The 20,856-nt window shown below is 36.7% G+C and carries 13 protein-coding genes; 12 read left to right on the forward strand and 1 reads right to left on the reverse strand.

The annotated features are described in order from the left end of the window. Positions 1 to 84 precede the first annotated feature (84 nt). From ABES02_RS22560 to sda, 9 genes are all read left to right on the forward strand, one after another. On the forward strand, positions 85 to 1,845 hold the full coding sequence (locus tag ABES02_RS22560) for a cache domain-containing sensor histidine kinase (protein WP_430139831.1): 1,761 nt from the start codon (positions 85 to 87) through the stop codon (positions 1,843 to 1,845). A gap of 40 nt (positions 1,846 to 1,885) precedes the next feature. Next, on the forward strand, positions 1,886 to 3,076 hold the full coding sequence (locus tag ABES02_RS22565; protein WP_430139833.1) for a response regulator transcription factor: 1,191 nt from the start codon (positions 1,886 to 1,888) through the stop codon (positions 3,074 to 3,076). Then, positions 3,073 to 4,962 (forward strand): substrate-binding domain-containing protein, encoded by a 1,890-nt coding sequence (locus ABES02_RS22570; protein ID WP_430139835.1) that lies wholly within the window; start codon positions 3,073 to 3,075, stop codon positions 4,960 to 4,962. The genes ABES02_RS22565 and ABES02_RS22570 overlap by 4 nt, the downstream gene beginning before the upstream one ends. Before the next feature lie 174 nt (positions 4,963 to 5,136). Next, entirely contained in the window at positions 5,137 to 6,663 is a 1,527-nt protein-coding gene (locus ABES02_RS22575) for a sugar ABC transporter ATP-binding protein (RefSeq protein WP_430139837.1), read from the forward strand. Beyond that, the gene (locus ABES02_RS22580; protein ID WP_430139839.1) at positions 6,647 to 7,654 is read left to right on the forward strand and encodes an ABC transporter permease; all 1,008 of its coding nucleotides are present in this window, start codon (positions 6,647 to 6,649) and stop codon (positions 7,652 to 7,654) included. Before ABES02_RS22575 ends, ABES02_RS22580 begins: the two co-directional genes overlap by 17 nt. Further along, a complete protein-coding gene (yjfF, locus tag ABES02_RS22585) occupies positions 7,651 to 8,691 on the forward strand; it encodes a galactofuranose ABC transporter, permease protein YjfF (RefSeq protein ID WP_430139841.1) in 1,041 nt (346 codons plus the stop codon). Before ABES02_RS22580 ends, yjfF begins: the two co-directional genes overlap by 4 nt. A 257-nt stretch (positions 8,692 to 8,948) precedes the next feature. Beyond that, on the forward strand, positions 8,949 to 12,344 hold the full coding sequence (locus ABES02_RS22590) for a PA14 domain-containing protein (protein ID WP_430139843.1): 3,396 nt from the start codon (positions 8,949 to 8,951) through the stop codon (positions 12,342 to 12,344). Between the two features lie 149 nt (positions 12,345 to 12,493). Next, positions 12,494 to 15,670 carry a family 43 glycosylhydrolase gene (locus ABES02_RS22595; protein ID WP_430139845.1) on the forward strand — a complete coding sequence of 1,059 codons (3,177 nt, stop codon included), beginning with the start codon at positions 12,494 to 12,496 and terminating at the stop codon, positions 15,668 to 15,670. A gap of 141 nt (positions 15,671 to 15,811) precedes the next feature. After that, positions 15,812 to 15,982, forward strand: a complete 171-nt coding sequence (gene sda / locus ABES02_RS22600; protein ID WP_430139847.1) for a sporulation histidine kinase inhibitor Sda — start codon at positions 15,812 to 15,814, stop codon at positions 15,980 to 15,982. Between the two features lie 36 nt (positions 15,983 to 16,018). Here the strand turns inward: sda and ABES02_RS22605 are convergent, their stop codons facing one another. Continuing rightward, positions 16,019 to 16,369 carry an IS110 family transposase gene (locus ABES02_RS22605; RefSeq protein ID WP_430139849.1) on the reverse strand — a complete coding sequence of 117 codons (351 nt, stop codon included), beginning with the start codon at positions 16,367 to 16,369 and terminating at the stop codon, positions 16,019 to 16,021. A gap of 685 nt (positions 16,370 to 17,054) precedes the next feature. On the opposite strand from ABES02_RS22605, the gene ABES02_RS22610 reads away from it, so the two are divergent. The 3 genes from ABES02_RS22610 to ABES02_RS22620 all read left to right on the forward strand — a co-directional run bounded on the left by ABES02_RS22610 (position 17,055) and on the right by ABES02_RS22620 (position 20,441). Then, on the forward strand, positions 17,055 to 18,134 hold the full coding sequence (locus ABES02_RS22610) for a nitric oxide synthase oxygenase (RefSeq protein ID WP_430139851.1): 1,080 nt from the start codon (positions 17,055 to 17,057) through the stop codon (positions 18,132 to 18,134). A 272-nt stretch (positions 18,135 to 18,406) separates the two neighbouring features. Beyond that, entirely contained in the window at positions 18,407 to 18,955 is a 549-nt protein-coding gene (locus ABES02_RS22615) for a GNAT family N-acetyltransferase (protein ID WP_430139853.1), read from the forward strand. A gap of 199 nt (positions 18,956 to 19,154) precedes the next feature. Continuing rightward, positions 19,155 to 20,441: an IS110 family transposase gene (locus tag ABES02_RS22620; RefSeq protein WP_430139855.1), complete on the forward strand. Its 1,287-nt coding sequence runs from the start codon at positions 19,155 to 19,157 to the stop codon at positions 20,439 to 20,441. The last annotated feature ends 415 nt before the right edge of the window (positions 20,442 to 20,856 follow it).

The following is a 20,856-nucleotide window of genomic DNA, read 5'->3' on the forward strand; positions in this document are numbered from 1 at the left end:
ATCTTGAAAATTTGAATTAAAAGTCTTGTTTTTTTAGAATTTTTAAAATAATATAGTTTGATACTATACGGGAGAAAAATAAATATGAAGCTTTTTACTTATTTTAATAATAAAAGCATCCGCTTTAAACTCCTATTTTACTTTTTTGTTATTATCATTTTATGTGTTATGACTTTGACCCTGCTAGGCAGCAGTATCTATAAAAAATCTCTCCAAGAAGAAGCAACCTCCTATACAGTCCAAATGATGGAACAGGTTTGGAATCAAATTGAAACAGATCTTAACGTAAACGAAGATATTATCCGTTACTTATCAAAGGAAGAAACACTTCAGAAATTTATGAATCTGGAAAAACCATCGTCAGATATTCTAGAAAAAGTGAATCAAAAATTAAAAGTCTATAAGGATAGCCATAATGAAATGGCTGGCCTGCTCGTAGTTAATCGCAGTGGTCATTATGCGAGCAATGAGATTTTCCCAACTTCTAGGGACTCACTTACTAAAGAATATTGGTATCAACAGGCGGTTAACTCCCCAGAAAAGCTCCATTTAATTAGTAATCCTGTTGGAAGGAATATAAAAGAATCATCGAATTATCAGGTGAATAATCTGTTATCCGTTGTGAAGGCCATTAAGGACCCGCAATCAAATGAAGTAAGCGGCGTCATTTTAATAGATTTAAAACTCGATTTTATTAAAAAAGTGATCCAATCAATAAAAGTAGGGAAAAGTGGGTTCATTTTTATCTTAAATAAAGATGGGAATGTTGTGTATTCTCCGATTAACTCGATTGTCTACCGAATTAATCCTGAATGGTTTACAAAAAGTCATACCCATTCGCTTGAGAAGGTCATCAATCATAATAAGTATCAAATTATCTACAACACATACCCATCCATCCAATGGAAGGTTGTAGGTGTATTCTCACTAGATGAAACAACTGAAGTTGTCTCTAGAGTACAATTTTATACCTATATCATTGGGGTAATTACCTTATTGTTAGCGTCTATCGCTTCCTGGTTTTTTACAAGTTCGATCATTAACCCTGTTAATAAACTGAAAGGACTCATGAAAAACGTAGAAGAAGGAAATTTTGATTTGCCTTTTCACTCTAAATACAATGATGAGATTGGTCAGCTAGGGAGCAGCTACAACCGGATGATTCAAGAAATTAGAAGACTTATTCAACTCGTTTATACAGAACAGAAAAATAAACGGGAAGCTGAATTAAAAATACTACAGGCTCAAATTAAACCGCATTTTCTTTATAACACGCTAGATACCATTCAATGGATGGCATATGAATATAAAGCAAATCGAATTGTCGAAATGGTCAATGCACTTACGACATTATTTAGGATTGGTTTAAATAAAGGGAATGAATTTATTACGATAGATGAGGAAATAAAGCATGTTGAGAGTTATTTAATTATTCAAATGACTAGGTATGAATCAAAACTTGAATACGAAATTTCTGTGGATGAGCAAGTGAAACATTACAAAATTATCAAACTACTTCTACAACCATTAGTGGAAAATGCCATTTATCATGGGATTCGCAATAAAAGAGGGAAAGGGAAAATTTCTATTGATGTAAAAAAAGAAGCCAACAACATTCAAATGACTGTAACGGATACAGGAATCGGTCTGACTAAGGAAAAACTGAAAGAGGTAAATGAAGTTTTACATTCCAAGAATAGTATGGAAAATAAGCAGCATGGATATGGACTCTTTAATGTCAATGATCGTATTAAGCTTGTTTATGGATCGGATTATGGTTTAAAGATAGAAAGTGAATATACAGAATGGACAATGGTAAAAATTATTCTTCCCGTTCAAACATAACCTGATTATTCTAGTATTTTCTCAATAGGAGGGATATTCATTGTTAAAACTTTTAATTGCTGATGATGAAGTGATTATTAGAAGGGGATTAAAGGCTGCAGTTGACTGGGAGAAGTTCTCTATTCAGGTAGTTGGAGAAGCGGAAGATGGGGAACTTGCCCTAGAAATGGCCAAGGAGCTAAGGCCTGATATATTATTTTTAGATATTTGTATGCCTTTTCTAAACGGATTAGATTTAATTAGACAATTAGAAAATATATTACCTGATTCTCTTTTTATCTTAATTACGGGACATGACGAGTTTTCATATGCCCAGCAAGCAGTCCGTTTGGGAGTGTTTGACTATTTACTAAAACCGGTGAATGTAAAGGAATTGGAGAATGTAATTGAAAGAGCTGCTGAGGAATTAAAAAGTAAAAATCATCTGCAAAAAAGGGATAAGCAATTTGAGGGAAATCGAGAATTATTAAAAATAGATTTTCTTCAAAAGTTGGTAGGGGGGGGAATTTCAAAAGAAGATATTAAAGAAGAATGTCCTTTATTTAATGTTAAGCTTGATGGACTTATAGGAGTGTCTGTAATAAAACTGTTGAATATCGATTTACATATAGCGGAAGAATTTTGGAGTGAAAAATTGTTAGCGTTTTCACTGGGGAATATTATAAATGAACTTTTATCTGATATCCCAGCAGCTGAAATTTTTGAAGATAAGCATGGTCACATAGTTATTCTATTGCCTGTTGATAGAGCAGAGGAAATATCGACCATTAACCAAACTATAAAGGAAAAAGCAGAAGCATTTCTTGGTAAGACCATTGTTTATACAGAAAAAATAGCTCGCAATATAGGAGAAATATCTACCATTTATCAACAGTTGATTCATCAAATAAATTCTCATACAAATGTGTCACCGATTGTTGTTTTGGCAAAGAATTATATTGACCATCGATATTTTGATCCATTAATATCCTTAAACGAAGTCGCAAGCAGCGTTCAGGTTAGCCCATCCTATTTAAGTAAGCAATTCAAAAATGAATTAGGTGCATCCTTTATTCAATATTTAACAAAGGTTAGAATTGAAAAATCTCTTTTGCTAATGAATGACCCGTATTTAAAAGTTTACGAGATTTCGGAAAAAGTAGGCTATAGTACTCAGCACTACTTCTGTAATGCATTTAAAAAAGTAGTAGGGATTTCACCTAGTTCCTATAGGAGTGGAAGCAGGAAGTGAGACTTAGAAGGGTTTTAATTAAACTTACGATCCTCGGAACGGCGCTTGGGCTAATTATTTTTGGAGGCTTTGGTGAGTTTAAAAAAAGTAAAACAGCTAATTCGCCAGGCCAGGTTAAATATCTGATTGGTGTTTCTCATCCTAATTTAAACGAATCTTGGCAAATACAAATGAATAAGGAAATAAAAAAGGAAATCTCCCACCATGATGATACAAGAGTGATCTTCACAGATGCAGCACAAAATAATGAGCAGCAAATCCAAGATATTCATACGCTTATGAGTTATGGGATAGACCTTTTAATCGTTTCAGTTGACAATGCTGTGACACTAACCCCTGTAATTTCAGAAGTGTATAAAAAGATCCCGGTAATTGTTTTAGGAAGAGGGGTTAGAGGGTATGACTATACCCTCTATATTGGCTCAGATAATCAATTAAATGGAAAGATGGCGGCTAAAGCGGCAGTTAGATTATTAGGTAATAAACAAGGTCAAATTATCGAAATTGAAGGAAATAAAGAGTCACTTCAAGCAGAAGAACGTAGTAAAGGCTTTCATGAAACCCTAAAGATGGAATCCAGTCATTCCATAATCCAATCAATTAACGGGAATTGGTTAAAAGATAAGGCGGAAGACGAACTCAATGCTCTGCTCAAAACGGGATTGAAGCCTAATTTGATTTATGCCCATAACGACGCTATGGCATTAGGCGCATATATGGCTATTAAACAATTTAAGCTCGAAGGTGTAAGAATTATTGGCAGCGATGGGCTAAATGGAGAGAACGGTGGACTTCAACTAGTCAAAAAAGGCCTTATTGACACGACGTATATTTCCCCAACTGGCGGAACAAAAGCAGCACAGTATGCAATTGATATATTACATAAGGTTCCTGGCCTACCTAAGAAGATTATTTTACGAGACCATGAGGTTAATAGTAGCAATGTGGATTTCTTTTTAAATGATAGGGATAGCGAATCCGTTCCAATGATTAAGCCAAAACACAGTAGAATAAAGCTTGGTTTTGCACAGGTCGGTTCTGAGAGTGAATGGAGGCTGGCAAATACTGATTCCATTATTTCAGCAGCGAAGGAAGCAGGAGTTGAGCTAATCCTGAAGAATGCAGACAATAATCAACAGAAACAAATTGACATTATTCACGATTTTATTAAACAAGATGTAGACGTGATTGCCTTTTCACCTAAGACAGAAGAAGGGTGGGATGAGGTTCTAAAGGAAGCAAAAAATGCTGGCATACCTGTCATTCTCTCAGATAGAGAAATAAATGTCGAAGATCAAGCCCTGTGGACTTCATTTATCGGCTCTGATTTTGTGGAAGAAGGAAGAAGAGCAGGGAAATGGCTGATTTCTGATGCAGAGTCAGACAAGTGGCCTATTAATATTATTGAAATCGAGGGAACAGTAAATTCTGCCCCAGCCGTCGATCGTAAACTAGGATTTGATGAGATTATACATCATGAACCAAAATTTCAGCTGTTAAAATCTTATTCTGGAGATTTTACGCTTGATAAAGGTAAGCAATTGATGAAAGAGGCACTAAAAACCTATGGTAGAAAAATAAACGTTGTCTACGCACATAATGATGATATGGCATTAGGAGCAATACAAGCGATAGAGGATTATGGTTTGAAGCCTGGGATTGACATCAAAATTATTTCGATTGATGCGACGAAAAAAGCCTTTAATATGCTCAGCTTGGGCAAGATGAATTTTACGGTTGAATGTAATCCACTTCTGGGCCCACAGTTAATGAAAGCAATAAAAGACTTAGAAAATGGAATCGAAATTCCTCAAAAGATCATTACAGCTGAAGAAACTTTTGACCAAAAACAGTCTAAGAAGGTACTTTACCGAAGAGCCTATTAAACTTAGAAAGATTTCAATAAACTCTTGGGTGATGATCCAAGGGTTTATTTTTATGAAATAAAATCGAAATTTACAAAAAATACTTCTTTTTTTTAAATACTTATTCATTGGAATTTTTTATACTGATTCTAACTTCTAATCGAAAAGATTATTAAGAATTAGGTAGGTGTTAACATGAATGCAGAGTACTTGCTGAAGGCTGAGAATATTTCAAAAACATTTCCAGGCGTAAAGGCACTGTCTAATGTAGATTTTTGTTTACGAAAGGGTGAAATACATTCGTTAATGGGTGAAAATGGTGCCGGGAAATCTACCTTAATTAAAGTACTGACAGGGATATTTGAGAAGGATAACGGTCAGATTTTCCTCGGAAATCAGCAGATAAACCCCGGTTCAGCAGAGGAAGCACAAAAGTTGGGCATTAGTACGGTTTATCAAGAAGTCAATCTTTGCGAGAATCTATCGGTCGCAGAGAACATTTTTATAGGAAGAGAGCCCCTGAAAAATGGGAAAATCAATTGGAAAGAAATGTACCTGAAAGCTGAATTATTGCTGAAAGAAAAATTAAATATTGAAATTGATGTAAAACGAACTCTTTCCTCCTACTCCACTGCTATTCAACAAATGGTCGCTATAGCGAGAGCTGTTGATATTTCAAGTGGCGTCTTAATATTAGATGAACCAACATCTAGCTTAGATAACAATGAAGTTAAAAAGCTATTTGAAGTTATGCGAAACTTGAAAAGCGAAGGAATGGGTATTATCTTTGTTTCCCATTTTCTTGACCAAGTATTTGAAATAACTGATCGAATAACAGTACTAAGAAACGGTCAACTTATTGGAGAATATCAAACAAATCAGATAACAAGAACGGAATTGGTGTCGAAAATGATTGGCAAAGAATGGGGAGATTCATCACATTTCCACAAGAAACAAGCCAACAAAATGGACCAGAACAACTTTCTTACTACGAACCGTCTGGAGAAAAAAGGCTCCATAAATCCTATTAATCTATCTATCAAAAAGGGTGAAGTGTTAGGATTGGCCGGACTTCTGGGATCAGGGAGAACGGAATTAGCCAAATTACTTTTTGGGATTGACTCTGCGGATGAAGGTGTTCTAGTCATTGATAACGAGCAAATAAAATCGATGAATCCGAAACTTGCCATCGAAAAAGGTCTAGGTTTCTGTCCTGAAGATCGCAAGGTGGAAGGAATTGTAGGAGAATTAACGATTCGGGAAAATATCATGCTGGCATTGCAAACGAAAAAGGGGATTTTTAACTATATCCCTATGAAAGAACAAAAGGTAATTGCGCAAAAATACATTGAACTATTGAACATAAAAACGCCTAGCATGGAACAGAGAATTGAAAACCTAAGTGGTGGAAATCAACAAAAAGTTATTCTTGCTAGATGGCTTGCAACAAACCCGAATCTATTAATATTAGATGAGCCTACCAGAGGAATTGATGTAGGTTCCAAATCGGAGATTCGAAATTTAGTTCTAAATCTCGCTGCAGAAGGGATGAGTATCCTGTTTATTTCTGCAGAATTAGAAGAAATGGTTACGTGCTGCGATCGAGTACTTGTATTACGAGATCGTTATCAAATTGGTCAATTAGAGGGAGCGCAAATGAGTGTATCCAATATTATGGAATTGATTGCGGAAGGAGCTGGTGTCATTGAGGCAAGTATTTAGTAACTTTATTCAAACAAAAATCTTTTGGCCCATGGTTGCACTTGCTTTACTCTTGCTTATCAATTTCATCATAATACCAGGGTTTTTCCAAATAACGGTCAAGAATGGACATCTATTTGGCAGCTTAATCGATATTCTTAATCGCGTCATTCCCCTTCTCGTCATTGCGATTGGTATGACACTTGTTATCGCAAATGAAGGAATCGATATATCTGTCGGATCGGTTCTTGCTATCACTGCTGCGGCAGCTGCATCCTTGCTTAATACTACTACAGTTCCGGTCGCTATCATGTTTGCAATTGTTATTGGACTTATTTGTGGATTATGGAATGGTATCCTGATAGCATATCTTGAAATCCAGCCAATGATAGCTACATTGATCTTGATGACGGTTGGAAGAGGGATAGCCCAATTAATCACAGGCGGACAAATACTAACGATTAATAATGAGGCCTATGGATATGTAGGGAAAGGATTTTTTTTGGGATTGCCTTTTGCCATTTATATTGGTCTAGCTGTTTTTGGAATCATTTTATTCTTAAAAAAGAAAACTGCCCTTGGTTTATTTTTGGAATCAATAGGTTCAAATATGAATTCTAGTAAATTTGCGGGAGTTCAGCCTAAGAAAATTATTCTTATTGTCTATATGATATCAGGCATTTGCGCTGCGATTGCCGGTATTCTTGTAAGCTCTAATGTTAGCAGTGCTGATGCTAATAATGCAGGGCTTTGGATTGAGTTAGATGCAATATTGGCTGTTGTAATTGGCGGAACCTCCATGCGCGGCGGTAGATTCTACCTTGGGGGAACAGTAATTGGAGCATTATTTATTCAGACACTGTCAACAACCATTTATTCTTTGGGAATCAGGCCTGAGATTATTATGGTCGTAAAAGCTATTGTGGTGATATCCGTTTGCCTTATGCAGTCAGAGGAATTTAGGAAACTAGTAAAACAACCTAAGTGGAAGAAGAAGGTGAGTGAAGCATGAAACAGTCTGGTATTCGAATCAATGAAAACAATATCATTATTGTTGCGACCCTTCTTTTAATTGTATTGTTGTATGGATTCGGATCATTTTCCTTTACAGGTTTTTTCAGTTTGCAGGTGTTTCTGAATTTGTTTATTGATAATGCGTATTTAATTATTGTAGCGACAGGCATGGCCTTTGTCATAATTACGGGAGGTATTGATCTTTCAGTTGCCTCTTTTGTGGCCTTCGTGAGTATGGTGACAGCTTCTTTATTACAGCATGGTGTGGATGCTTATTTGGTGATTCTCATAACATTAGTGATTGGAATTCTATTCGGTGCCAGTCAAGGGTATCTTATCTACAGGTTCCAATTACACCCATGGATTGTCACGCTGGCAGGAATGTTCTTTGCCAGAGGACTATGCTATTTGATTAATACTGAAAGCATTGAGATCACAGATAACACATTTATTGCTTTATCAGATTATAAAGTTTTTGTAATGGGAGAGAACTATCTCTCTTTAGGGGCGGTTATTTCAATTATCTTTGTGGCAATCGCCATGTTCATATCTAAATATACAAGATTTGGCCGGAATGTTTATGCAATAGGAGGAAATGTCAATTCTGCCAAGCTTATGGGGCTACCTGTAACAAAAACAACGATTTTGGTTTATACACTATCGGGTTTTAGCTCTGCTCTTGGAGGTTTCGTCTTTACAATTTATATGCAGTCTGGTTATGCGCTTCACGTAATGGGTATGGAGATGGATGCCATTGCAGCTTGTGTCATTGGAGGAATCCTCTTAACTGGGGGAGTAGGCTACCTAGTTGGCCCCGCATTAGGTGTACTCAGCATGGGGATTATTCAAACTATTATTATGTTTCAGGGCACCTTAAGTTCCTGGTGGACGAAGATTGCGGTTGGATTTTTGCTCTTTCTCTTTATATTACTTCAGCGTCTCATTGTTATTAAACGCGGAAAAAAGAAGATCCTCTCAATATCAGAACCAACCATTAAGCCAGAAAAGGCAGGGCAGCACGCCACAATATCATAAAAGAAAAAAAGGATGGATTCCCATCCTTTTTTTCACAAAAAATTAATAGTTCAAAAGAAATGGGTATGATTAATTATTGGAAAATTGCAAAAATAAACGTCAAATTGTAAATCTATTTTATAAAATTCTTGGTAAAGTGGAAATTGAAAATGATTACATAGGAGGAGATAAACACATAGAATCTTTCATTCTGAAAATGACAAAATGAAAGCGATTCAATCTCAAGCAAAAATAATTAAAAGGAGGCTAGAAAAAGTATGAAAAAGAAGCTGTTTGTTGGTCTTACAACGTTAACAGTTGTCCTTTCACAAGCGATGGGACTAAATCCATTAACACATTCTGCTGTCCATGCAGAAGATAATTCAAAGGCTCATGGTCTTAAAGGTGAGTATTTTACCTCATCAGGTGAAGCAAAGTTTGACTTCAATGAACTGAAAACAACGATAGTAGATTACGATATTAACTTTCCAGATCTAAATCCAACTTTTGATATGTTCACAGGACAAAACGATAATGTTGCAGCTAGGTGGACTGGAAAGATTGTTCCAGAGCACACAGAAGATTACACTTTTTCCATGATAGGTGATAATGGGTTCAGAGTTTGGATTGATGGGAAATTAGCCATTGATTTTTGGCAGGATAAATGGGACCTCGAACAAAAAAGTGCACCTATTTCGTTAGAGGCTGGGAAGGAATACGATATTAAAATTGAATACTTCGAGCATTTTGGCGGGGCTAACTTAAAACTGTACTGGTCAAGTGCTAGTGTAGAAAAACAAATTGTGCCAAAGAGTGCCTTTTACCTCCCAGATGACTATAATTTAAGCAGTGATATCAAAACGGCAAAGGTTTTAGAGGATGGGAAACATGTTGAGTTAACGTTTAATCATGACTTAGCTGCTTTGCCAGTTGATCTTAATGATCATTTTAAAGTCAATGTTTTTGGCCGTGACTGGGCACTTAACCACCTTTCTTTAAAGAAGGGAGATCCATCCACTTTGGTCATTGAGACAGTCGAGCCAATATACGAAAGAACCGGCAATCGGGTTTTAATTAAGTATGATGGTAAAGGAAATATCTTTACAAAAGATGGAACTGAAATCGCTTCATTTCTCAATAGGGCAGAGAATTTTTCTCAATTCAATATTGAATCACCCTGGGCAGACAAAGTGGACGAAAAGAATGTTTTATCAGAATATCCAAGACCACAACTGGTCAGAGACCAATGGATGAACTTGAATGGGAAATGGGAATTTCAACGTGCGTTATATGGCGAGGCAGTTCCTACAGGTAAAAAACTAAACGAATCCATTCTTGTTCCATTTGCGGTTGAATCAGCTTTATCTGGGATTGAAAGACCAGAATCTCATATGTGGTATAAAAGAAGTTTTTCCATTCCATCCAATTGGTCGGGGGAAAGAGTCAAATTAAATTTTGATGCAGTCGATTATAAAACGGTTGTTTATGTAAATGGAAAAAAAGTTGGAGACCATCTTGGCGGTTATGATGCTTTCAGCTTTGATATTACTGATAATTTAGTTAAAGGTAATAATGAATTGATCGTTGAGGTATATGATGAAACAAAAGGTGGTCAGTCAAGAGGAAAACAAACGACAAATCCAGAAGGTATCTGGTACACATCTACATCTGGGATCTGGCAATCTGTATGGTTAGAGCCTGTTTCTGAAGCAAATATTGAGTCGATCAAAACGGAAGCTGATATTCATGAAAATAAAGTGAATTTGTCCGTTAAGGGAACCAACTTGGAAAATAAAACAATTGAAGCTATCGTCTATAAAAAAGGAAAGAAAGTAAGCCAAGTAACTGGTTCATCAGGGGAAGTACTATCTGTTCCTGTACCTGAACCACGTTTATGGACAACAACTGATCCATTTTTGTATGACTTACAAGTGAATGTAATCGATCAAAATAAAGTTGTAGATTCCGTCAAGAGTTATTTCGGTATGCGTGAAATTTCAGTTGGAAAGGTGAACGGTCAGCTTCGCCCATTGTTAAATGGAGAGTTCATTTTCCAAATGGGTCCCTTGGATCAAGGCTACTGGCCGGAGGGCGGTTTAACTGCCCCAACGGATGACGCATTGAAATTTGATATTGAAAAGACAAAGGATCTTGGATTCAATATGATTCGAAAACATATCAAAGTGGAGCCAGACCGCTGGTATTATTGGGCTGATAAAATGGGAATGATTGTGTGGCAGGATAAGCCAAGTATGGATGGTGCAGGAACTGGCGGCAGAGCGACTGTAGAGGATCGTAAACAGTATGAACATGAATTCCAGGAAATGATCCAAGAAAAGTATAATCATCCATCCATCTTCTTATGGACCGTATTCAACGAAGGATGGGGTCAATATGATACAGCACGAGTTACAAACTGGGTAAAGAGTCTAGATCCAACTCGGTTAGTCTCAAATGCAAGTGGCTGGACAGATTCAGGTGCAGGGGATGTTTTAGACTGGCATACGTATACAGCTCCAAGATCTCCGCAAGTTGAGGACAAGCGGATTGCTGTAATTGGAGAATATGGCGGTCTTGGATTAGCAACACAAGGACATGAGTGGGGCACAACCGGCTGGAATTATGTCATGATGAAAGATAAAGAAGAAGTCACGAATACGTATGTCGACTATATTAATTCATTAAAAGGCTATATGTATCAGAACGGTCTTAGTGCGGCAGTTTACACTCAAACTACGGATGTAGAAGGCGAGTTAAATGGCCTCTTAACCTATGACAGGAAAATTACTAAGGTGGATGAGACGCGAGTACGCGAAGCTAATCAATCTTTAATTGCACTTTCGTCTCCGCGAAATGTATTAAATGTAAAAATTCAGGAAGCGAAGGATGTTCAAAAAGCGTCACAAATGGGGGATCAACCTGGACAATATTCCAAGGATGTCATGGAATTCTTAAGGAACTCTATTAATGAAGCAAATAGGGTTTACCATGACAAAAATACAACTTCGGAACAACTATTTGCTGCGGTGAGTACTTTAAAGCAACAGATAATCGACTTTAAGGATAAAATGAATTCACCAATTGAAAAAGAGGCGAAAGTAGATCAATTTGATTTAGCAACATTGTCAAATAGCTGGTCTGTTTTCCGCGAGGATGCTGCAAAATGGAGCTTAACAGAGAACCCAGGACACCTTACAATTACAACCCAAGCGGGTGACAGTTATCAGGAAATCAATTCTATAAAGAATGTATTCCTGCAGGATGCTCCATCGGGAGATTTTGAAATTACGACAAAACTGAACGCTGCAGTTCGAAATAACCATGAACAAGCTGGATTGTATATTTGGAAGGATGAAGACAATTATATCCGCTTTGGTCACGTTTGGGATAACGGTTTGAAGCTTGAAACAGCTAAGGAAGAGGCTGGGAAGTACAGTAAGCCGCAAAATATGGCGGGGCATCCCGGTGATGACACGGTGTATTTAAAAGTAAAAAAGACTGGAAATGTCTATTCAACATTTTTCTGGTCAAATGGAAAATGGGAAAAAGCTGCTGATCCTGTTACATCTAATATTAATGCGAGTAAAGTAGGTTTGTACGCTACAAGTACTGGAAGCGGTAAAATTGTGAAAGCAACATTTGATTATTTCACTTGGCAAAACCTTCAACAGTAATTTCGGAATTCAGGGGTTAAGGAGGGAAAAGTAAAGGAAAAATACTTCTTCAAACTGCTGACAAATCTATGATAATCGGTTTTGTCGGCAGTCTTTTTTGTTTAATGAACATTAGAGAATTAGAGAATTAGAGAATTGGAGGAACAACTATGAAAAGAGTAATAGGAATAATACTCACGGCAATCATCCTCTTTGCAGGCGCGATTAACTTACCCAAGAATGTTCGTGCTGCAGATCCAACAATGGATGGTCACGGATTGCTTGGTGAATTCTATAAATCAGAAAAAAATCCTGAAAATCCAGTAGATATTAATGTATTTAAATTTGATAACTTTCGTGGAGAAAGAGCTATTGGAAATTTAAATGGTGATTCTTTTGTAAGTATTTTTAATCAATTTTCAGGAACACCTGATTATAATACTGCACGTTTTACAGGTACTATCGTACCGAAATATTCAGAAGATTATACATTTCATATGGTAGGTGATGATGGTTTTAGACTATGGATTAATGGGGAGCTGATCATTGACTTTTGGCAGCAAAAATGGGAAGTCCCACAAGTTAGTATCCCAGTTTCTTTGACTGCAGGAAAACATTATGATATTAAAGTGGAATATTTACAGGGCTGGGGCGGCAGTTGGCTTCGTATGGAGTGGGAAAGTGCAAGCCAGAAAAGAGAAGTCGTTCCAGAATCTGCACTTTACTTACCGTTCAATTATATGATTAAAACGAAAAAAAGTGATTTGGCTGCAGAGATTCAAAAGGTTGATTATTTAACAGAAAACTTTGCTGACAAAGTAACAAAAAATGCATTAAAGCACTTAAATTCAAAAAAGATAGCTGCGGAAAAATTGCTAGAAACGATAGATGACAAAGAGATAAGTGATAGTGATAAGCTAGATTTAATAGTAAAGACGACTGAGAAAGTATCGATTGGACGTTCCGATTTTATGAAAGAGATGGGAGTTACAAGTTCCTCTGTCTATGACAAGTTTAACAACCCCTTATATCAAGGGCAGGATCCATTTGTAACTTATAAAGACGGATTTTATTATTTTGTATCTTCCAGTAACTTGGACTCCAACAATAAGGTTTATGTATCCAAATCCCGCACACTAACAGACCAGGGTGAAAAGGTAATGGTTTTTGATTCAAAAGGAACACAAACTCGTATTTTTGCTCCTGAAATCTTCTTCTTTAATGGCAAATGGTATATTTATTATTGTGCGGACTTAAAAGAGTATGGATACAGACATATGGCAACGGTTTTGGAATCCGTTACCGATGATCCACAAGGGGAATATGTTGATAAAGGTGCCCTCTACACTGGGGAAAATGGAGTATATAAACAAGCTAACGACTTTACGGTATTTGATTATAATGGAAAAATTTATGCTGTTTGGGGTACATTGGGAGCTGGTGAACCAGTTGGTCCGGCAATTGCACCAATGGATAACCCTTATACGATTACAGCAGATCGTTCTTTATTACCAGGTGGCGGAGGGGAAGGTCCGCGAGTATTACAAAGAGATGGAAAAGTATTTATCACGCTGTCAGAAGGTGACTATCAATCTAATGATTATCGTTTATCTTATTTTATGAATACAGATGGAGATATTTTAAACCCGAATTCTTGGACCCGTAAAAATGATGTTTTTGTTGCTACTAGTGATGTATCCGGTCCAGCCAGAGCAGGTTTTGTAAAATCGGCAGATGGTAAGGAAGATTGGATGATTTATCATTCACGTGTATACAAAGATACTGGTCGGAACTGGTGGCGTCAGGTAAATATTAAGAAATTCGGTTGGAATGAAGATGGAACACCTAATTTTGGAAAACCTGTTTCTCCGTATGTATGGCAAGAGTTGCCTTCGGGTGACTTGGGGCAAGGTGATATGTATCAAGCGGAAGATGCCATACTCTATGGTGATATTACAAAAGACAATAGCCATGCCAATTATCAAGGCTCAGGTTATATAAACTTGCCAAATAGATCAGGTGCTGAAGCAAGTTTTGTTGTAAATGCAGAAAAACACGGTGATTATATCGTAGGCGTGAGATATGCCTATGGTGTCCAAGTGAATGGGGAATCGACAAATAACCCTTCGACACAATTGCCTGCAAGAGCAAAAATCAATGTATTTGTAAATGGTTTATATGTAAAAACAATCACCCCGGATAAAACAGCCATCAGCTGGGATGAATGGTTTACGGCTTCTGATCGTTTAAGATTAAAAGCGGGTAAAAATGTTATCAGTTATCGTATTGATAATGGAAGTATCGGTAATGTGAATTTTGACCATTTAACAATGTATAAGGCAGATGTACCAAATCCAATTGCTCCTACAGTAACTGCAACCGATATTACGATGGATCCAAAAGCAAGTATATATTTAGGAAGAACGTTGCAATTGAATGCAAAAGTAGAGCCAGCTAACTATACTAATCCAATAATATGGAATTCCGATAATACAGATGTAGCAGTTGTAAATTCCAAGGGTTTGGTAACGGGAAAAACAGAAGGAACGGCCACTATCACAGCTAGCATCGATGGACATAAAGTTTCATGTATGGTGTCTGTTAAAAGAAACCCAGCGACTGGTATTTCATTGGATCATGAACGTGCATTTCTTACAGTCCCCAATGATGTGAAATTACAATTACATGCATCTGTAACTCCTATAGATACAACAGATGAAGTAACATGGACTTCCAGTAATAAAAATATAGCTGAAGTAGATGAGAACGGACTCGTGACAGCAAAATATGATGGAGAAGCAACGATTACCGCTTCTATTGGTTCTTATAAAGCAGTATGTGTTGTGACAGTTGATGTCGATATATCGACAGAAAGCAATGGTTTTACAGCTCACTTTGATAACGGCTTAGACGGATTTGAACGTGCTACTTCAGGACAGACCTGGGACAGTATAAAATGGACAAAGGATTTTGATGCTACGGGAAATGGCGGAGGTTCTGTTGTTTTAGACGGTTCTGATGGCGGCTCACCAAATGCCGCACCAAATTCTTGGATTTTTCGCAGTTTAAAACTTCCGAAAGACCAATTATATAATTTAAGCTTGAAATATCGTGATGCACAAGGCGGTGGAGATGCACTGTTACGTGTCCGTGTAGTAAGCAGATATGGAGAAAAAATCATACAACCCTGGACCTTAGCAAATGATGATAAATGGCATGAATTGAACTTTGACTTGTCAGAATTTGCGGGTGAATATATTACTTTGTACTTTGAACAAAATGACAGTAAAGAAGGTGGGGGGGAATTTATCTATTTTGATGATATTATTTTAGACAAAAATAAGTAATTTGAAAAATATTAAGTGGAAGTGGTAGCTTCCATGGAGGCTAGAATAGTTCTAGTCTTCATGGGGTTAAACAATGGCTAAGAGTAATTCTCAATTTCATAAACAATCATAAATAAGATTTTAAGTTTGGGAGTGAAAAAAATGCATAAACTCAGTACAGAACAATTGCAAGAAATAATTGAAAATGCCATTGACTTAAATTTAGACAAGGACTTCATTTTATTATTATTTAATGAGCTACACAAACGATATCATGATGAATCTTTTATTAATAATAATACAAAAATATTAGAAATGAATAATAATTTTTAAGCGGTTTTATTCTATATAAAGTAGAGTGAAACCTTTTTACTTTATAGACTTGAAGCTATATATAAACTTTGCTAGTTTAATCGAATCCCTACGGTCAGTTTTGATGCGCTCACATGGCTTTTTAGGTATTAAAGATGGTGCGATCACTTCACACTCGATTCCTAGGCTAAGAAAAAGCCGATATAGACCATAGCCAGTTGGTCCAGCTTCATAACAAACCCGAAGATTTTCTTTTTCCCCCAGCTTTTTTACTAGCTTTCTAATAGTTTCCACTGTGTTAGGAATCATGCCCCAATACCTTGGCTCATCTCGACCTTCATCTGCAATGGCAACGGCAATTTTTTCTTTTGATACGTCTAAACCTACATATTTTATGGTATCCTTCATAATAACTAGCTCCTTTCGTAATGTAGCTCTGATTTGGTTTGTTTTTTCCAGTAAACAGTGTAACCAAATTAACCTACGGTGTTACGAGTAAGGAGCTAGTTTCGTTCATGATAACTAACGGATGCAGGTGTGCGGCCGAGCATAGGTCGTATCATATAGCGGGTGGGATTCCCGCCGAGTAAGAACTAGCCATTCGCTCGTAGCGAGTCTTGGGGGCTAATGGTAACATTAGTCTTTAAGCGTAGACAGTGAGGTGCCGGGCCGAAAGCCAAATGGTTGAAGGGATTGAGCACCATAAACGTTAGTAAACCGAGAGGGCTGATGTCTTACCTGCGTGCAGAAAGCTACATTATATTCTTCGTTATAGGCAAGAAGGATATAACCTCTCTGGAGTCAGAGACCTTGGCACGTTACACATTGATATGATAGGGCAACTCGGGAGACCCTACCGGTCTTTTCTTTTTTTAATTAGGAGGAGCCGTGTGCATTAATAGTGCAAGCACGGTTCTGTGAGGGAGGTGGAGATCAATTTACCGCAAGGTAAAGAGGCTCCCTTCTACTCGACTAATTTAATAAAACTCAGTGTGTTAATTTGGGACTATGTGCTGATTTTGTAACAATTGTTTTTTTTTATTTAAATCCACTATGATATTATTTGAACATGGTCTATCAAAGGAGGATTTTTTTGATTAACGATTTACTTATAGAAGCAAAGGAATATATTCGTTCTTGTTATAAAGAATTAAATAAATCTGAACAGGAACTAGATAATAGGTTAAATGAAATTAGTAAACAGATATTAAACCAAGGTTATTATGAACACACAGCAGTGGAGCTGGAATATGGAGCAAAAGTAGCTTGGCGTAATAGTAATCATTGCATAGGCAGAATATTTTGGGATCACTTAAACGTTATCGATAAGAGGAATTTAAATTCAGAAGAGGAAATTATTGAAGCTTTATTTGAGCATATCGAATATGCAACAAATAGGGGACGGATCCGCCCTACAATCACAATTTTTTCACAAAAAACTTCTAGTAAAAAGATAAATATTTGGAATCACCAATTAGTCCGCTATGCAGGTTATAAAACTGAACAAGGTGTTTTAGGGGATCCGCACTCTTTATCCTTTACTGAGACTTGTATAAATCTTGGATGGGAGCCGAAGTTTGGAAAATTTGATGTTTTACCCTTAGTTATTCAAATTAATGAGAATCCTCCAAAATTAGTCGAGATTCCAGAAAGACTTCTTCTCGAAGTTCCAATTCGCCATCCTCATTACAGTTGGTTTAAAGATTTAAACTTAAAATGGTATGCAGTACCGATGATTTCGGATATGATTCTAGAAATTGGTGGCATTACTTATACTGCGGCTCCATTTAATGGCTGGTATATGGGCACGGAGATAGGAGCGCGAAACTTAGCAGATGAATCGCGGTATAATATGCTTTCTCAAATAGGAAATTTAATGGGGCTGGATATTAAAAGTAATATATCTTTATGGAAGGATAGGGCACTTTTAGAATTGAATTCAGCAGTATTACACTCTTATAAGGAAGATGGGGTTAGTATAGTAGACCATCATACGGCTGCTCAACAATTTCAAAAGTTTGAAGAAAAAGAATCGGAGAGTGAAAGGTCAGTAACAGGTGATTGGACTTGGCTCATTCCACCTTTATCACCAGCTACAACACATATTTTTCATAAACCATATAATAATGAAATTAAAAAGCCCAACTATTTTTATCAAACTGAACCATACTAAGTTTTTAAAGAAGCCAACAAAAATGTCGACTTCTTTAATTTAGTTTTCGATTTTTTTATATACTGCTTTTCAACTAACAGGGTTCTATGCTTAAATAAGGCATCTCCTTTTCCTTGTTCAACTATCTGACAGATTGTGAAGAACTGTACTTAAACAAACGGGTGCTTTCGTTGAAGAAGGGTTGCTACGTCACCCTTTTTATTTATTAAGTCATAGGTCAGGTTAATTGAACAAGTTGAAAAGTGATAATCCAATTCTGGGAGGCGATTTTGATGGGGTTGGCAAGCATAGAACTAAAAACAGAGAGTATTTATTTACGAGAATTTCAGGTAAGTGATTGGCAGGAAGTACATAAATATGCATCACAAGAAAGAGTATGTCGGTACCAGCCTTGGGGACCGAATTCGTTGAAAGAATCTCAATCATTTGTTAAACAAGTTTTAGTTGATTCAGCAAAGGAACCAAGAACAAGATATGCATTAGCTATTATTAATAATAAAGAAGATAGATTAATTGGAGCTGGAGAATTAAACATTAGGGATACTCATAATAAAAAAGGGGAGATAGGTTATATAGTTAATCCAGACTATTGGGGAAAGGGGATTGCAACAGATGTTGCAACACTTTTAATCGGTTTTGGATTTCACCAATTAAAACTTCATCGTATTTATGCAACCTGTGATCCAAGAAATATAGGTTCAATTAGAGTTTTGGAAAAAGCAAGGATGAAAAAAGAAGGAAGAATTCGTGAAGATTTGTTGATGAAAGATGGATGGCGTGATTCTTTATTATTTAGTGTTTTAGAGAATGAATGGGTTTAATTACTACTTTAAGTAACAGGTGCTTGAATTGAACAACGGGGATTGCTGCGGCGGTCCTTTTTCTTGTTGTACTAACGGGCAGCATTCCTGTAATGAAGAAATATGAGGTTTGAACATAAAAAAGCCCCTTGGTATGATATGAGTGTCCAAAGCTTGGCGGCAAAAAGGACAACATTCATAATACCAGGAGGCTATCTAAATGAATTATAACCAAAATGAAAAGATTGCTCAAATTACTTCTCAAACATTAATTATAGGTGTTGATATTGCTAAATACAAGCATGTGGCAAGAGCCCAAGACTTTAGAGGTTTAGAATTTTCAGCACCCTTATACTTTGAAAATATAAAATCTAGCTTTAACTGCTTCATAGATTGGATTAAAAAGTTAATGGACCAAAACAAAATGGAAAAAGTGATCGTAGGAATGGAGCCAACAGGTCATTATTGGCTTAATTTAGCTCATTTCCTAAAAGAACAAAATATCAAATTTGTAGTCGTAAATCCTATGCATGTAAAGAAAAGCAAAGAGTTAGATGATAACTCTCCAACTAAAAATGATGTAAAGGATGCAAGAGTCATTGCACAGTTGGTCAAAGACGGGAGATATGCTGAACCGAACATTCCGCAAGGAATTTATGCAGAACTCCGCGTGGCTCGGAAAATACGTGATCTCTTAGCAGTTGATCTTCAAGCAGTTCAGGGACAGATCCATAATTGGATTGACCGCTACTTTCCAGAATTCCTTACGGTATTTAAAGATTGGGAAGGTAAGTCGGCGATCCAATTATTAAAACTAAATTTATTGCCACATGAGTTAGTCAACCTTTCGGAACAAGAAATATTACTACATCTTCGGAAAGCTGTTAAACGTGCAGTAGGACTCAGTAAAATAAACGAACTAAAGCAGGTGGCAATGGTTTCAATTGGCATTCGTGAAGGTTCTGATATGGCTAAATTAGAGCTTCGTACGTTAATAGATAAATATGAACTTATTATTGAAAAGTTCGAAGAACTGGAATCAAACATAAACCAACTTCTTGAACATATTCCAGGCGTTCAACAAATGTTAGCAATAAAGGGAATAGGAAAAGACACAGTTGCCGGATTCTTTTCAGAGGTAGGAGATCTAAGTCACTACTCCCACCCACGGCAGATTATCAAATTAGCTGGGCTTAGTCTTAAGGAAAATACATCAGGAAAGCACAAAGGACAAACCAAAATTACCAAGAGAGGAAGGAAGACTTTAAGAGCACTCCTCTTTCGGGTGGCAATGCCTTTGGTCGCTAAAAATAAAGCTTTTAAAGCATTACATGAGTATTTTACAAAACGCCCAAATAATCCATTAAAAAAGATGCAATCGCTGATTGCAATATGTAACAAGCTTATACGAATTCTGTTTACCATCGGTAAAAAGCAGTGTGAATTTAGTGAAGAACGTATGTTAAGGGACATTCCCCATATGGCGGAATTACAGATAGCAGCTTAAATTTCTTTTAGTGAAATTCATTAGGTAGTAGTTTTATTGTTTTAGACATTTGAAGCACGGATTAGTCAGTAAATCAACTAAAATACGGGTAAGGACCCTGTCGGGCAGCATGACTGACATCCACCTCATGGAAAGGTTGGACGAAGGAATTTTGGAGCAAAGACTCTGTGAGATATGGGAGGGTTGACCCCCATGAGAAATGTGGAGATCTACCAGTGCGACCATACTTTAGCTAGTTATCCAACTTTTGGATAAGGTTGGTTTGGTTAACTATAAGTTTCTTTTTCACTTTGCCCCCAAAATTATCCTTTAGAACACTATAATTCCAATCCTCAAATGGATTTTAAAACATACTACTACGAAATTTGAAGAAAACAAGAGAAATCGTGAGATTTTCCTTTCTATATAGAGGGAG

The sequence above is a fragment of the Neobacillus pocheonensis genome, assembly GCF_050477905.1.
Lineage (GTDB): Bacteria > Bacillota > Bacilli > Bacillales > Cytobacillaceae > Neobacillus > Neobacillus pocheonensis_A.

What these genes read in the sequence shown, in the direction of transcription:
- ABES02_RS22560 (WP_430139831.1), top strand. Translation starts at nt 85, where the DNA reads ATGAAGCTTTTTACTTATTTTAATAATAAAAGCATCCGCTTTAAACTC.
- ABES02_RS22575 (WP_430139837.1), top strand. Translation starts at nt 5,137, where the DNA reads ATGAATGCAGAGTACTTGCTGAAGGCTGAGAATATTTCAAAAACATTT.
- yjfF (WP_430139841.1), top strand. Translation starts at nt 7,651, where the DNA reads ATGAAACAGTCTGGTATTCGAATCAATGAAAACAATATCATTATTGTT.
- ABES02_RS22590 (WP_430139843.1), top strand. Translation starts at nt 8,949, where the DNA reads ATGAAAAAGAAGCTGTTTGTTGGTCTTACAACGTTAACAGTTGTCCTT.
- ABES02_RS22595 (WP_430139845.1), top strand. Translation starts at nt 12,494, where the DNA reads ATGAAAAGAGTAATAGGAATAATACTCACGGCAATCATCCTCTTTGCA.
- sda (WP_430139847.1), top strand. Translation starts at nt 15,812, where the DNA reads ATGCATAAACTCAGTACAGAACAATTGCAAGAAATAATTGAAAATGCC.
- ABES02_RS22605 (WP_430139849.1), bottom strand. Translation starts at nt 16,369, where the DNA reads ATGAAGGATACCATAAAATATGTAGGTTTAGACGTATCAAAAGAAAAA.
- ABES02_RS22615 (WP_430139853.1), top strand. Translation starts at nt 18,407, where the DNA reads ATGGGGTTGGCAAGCATAGAACTAAAAACAGAGAGTATTTATTTACGA.
- ABES02_RS22620 (WP_430139855.1), top strand. Translation starts at nt 19,155, where the DNA reads ATGAATTATAACCAAAATGAAAAGATTGCTCAAATTACTTCTCAAACA.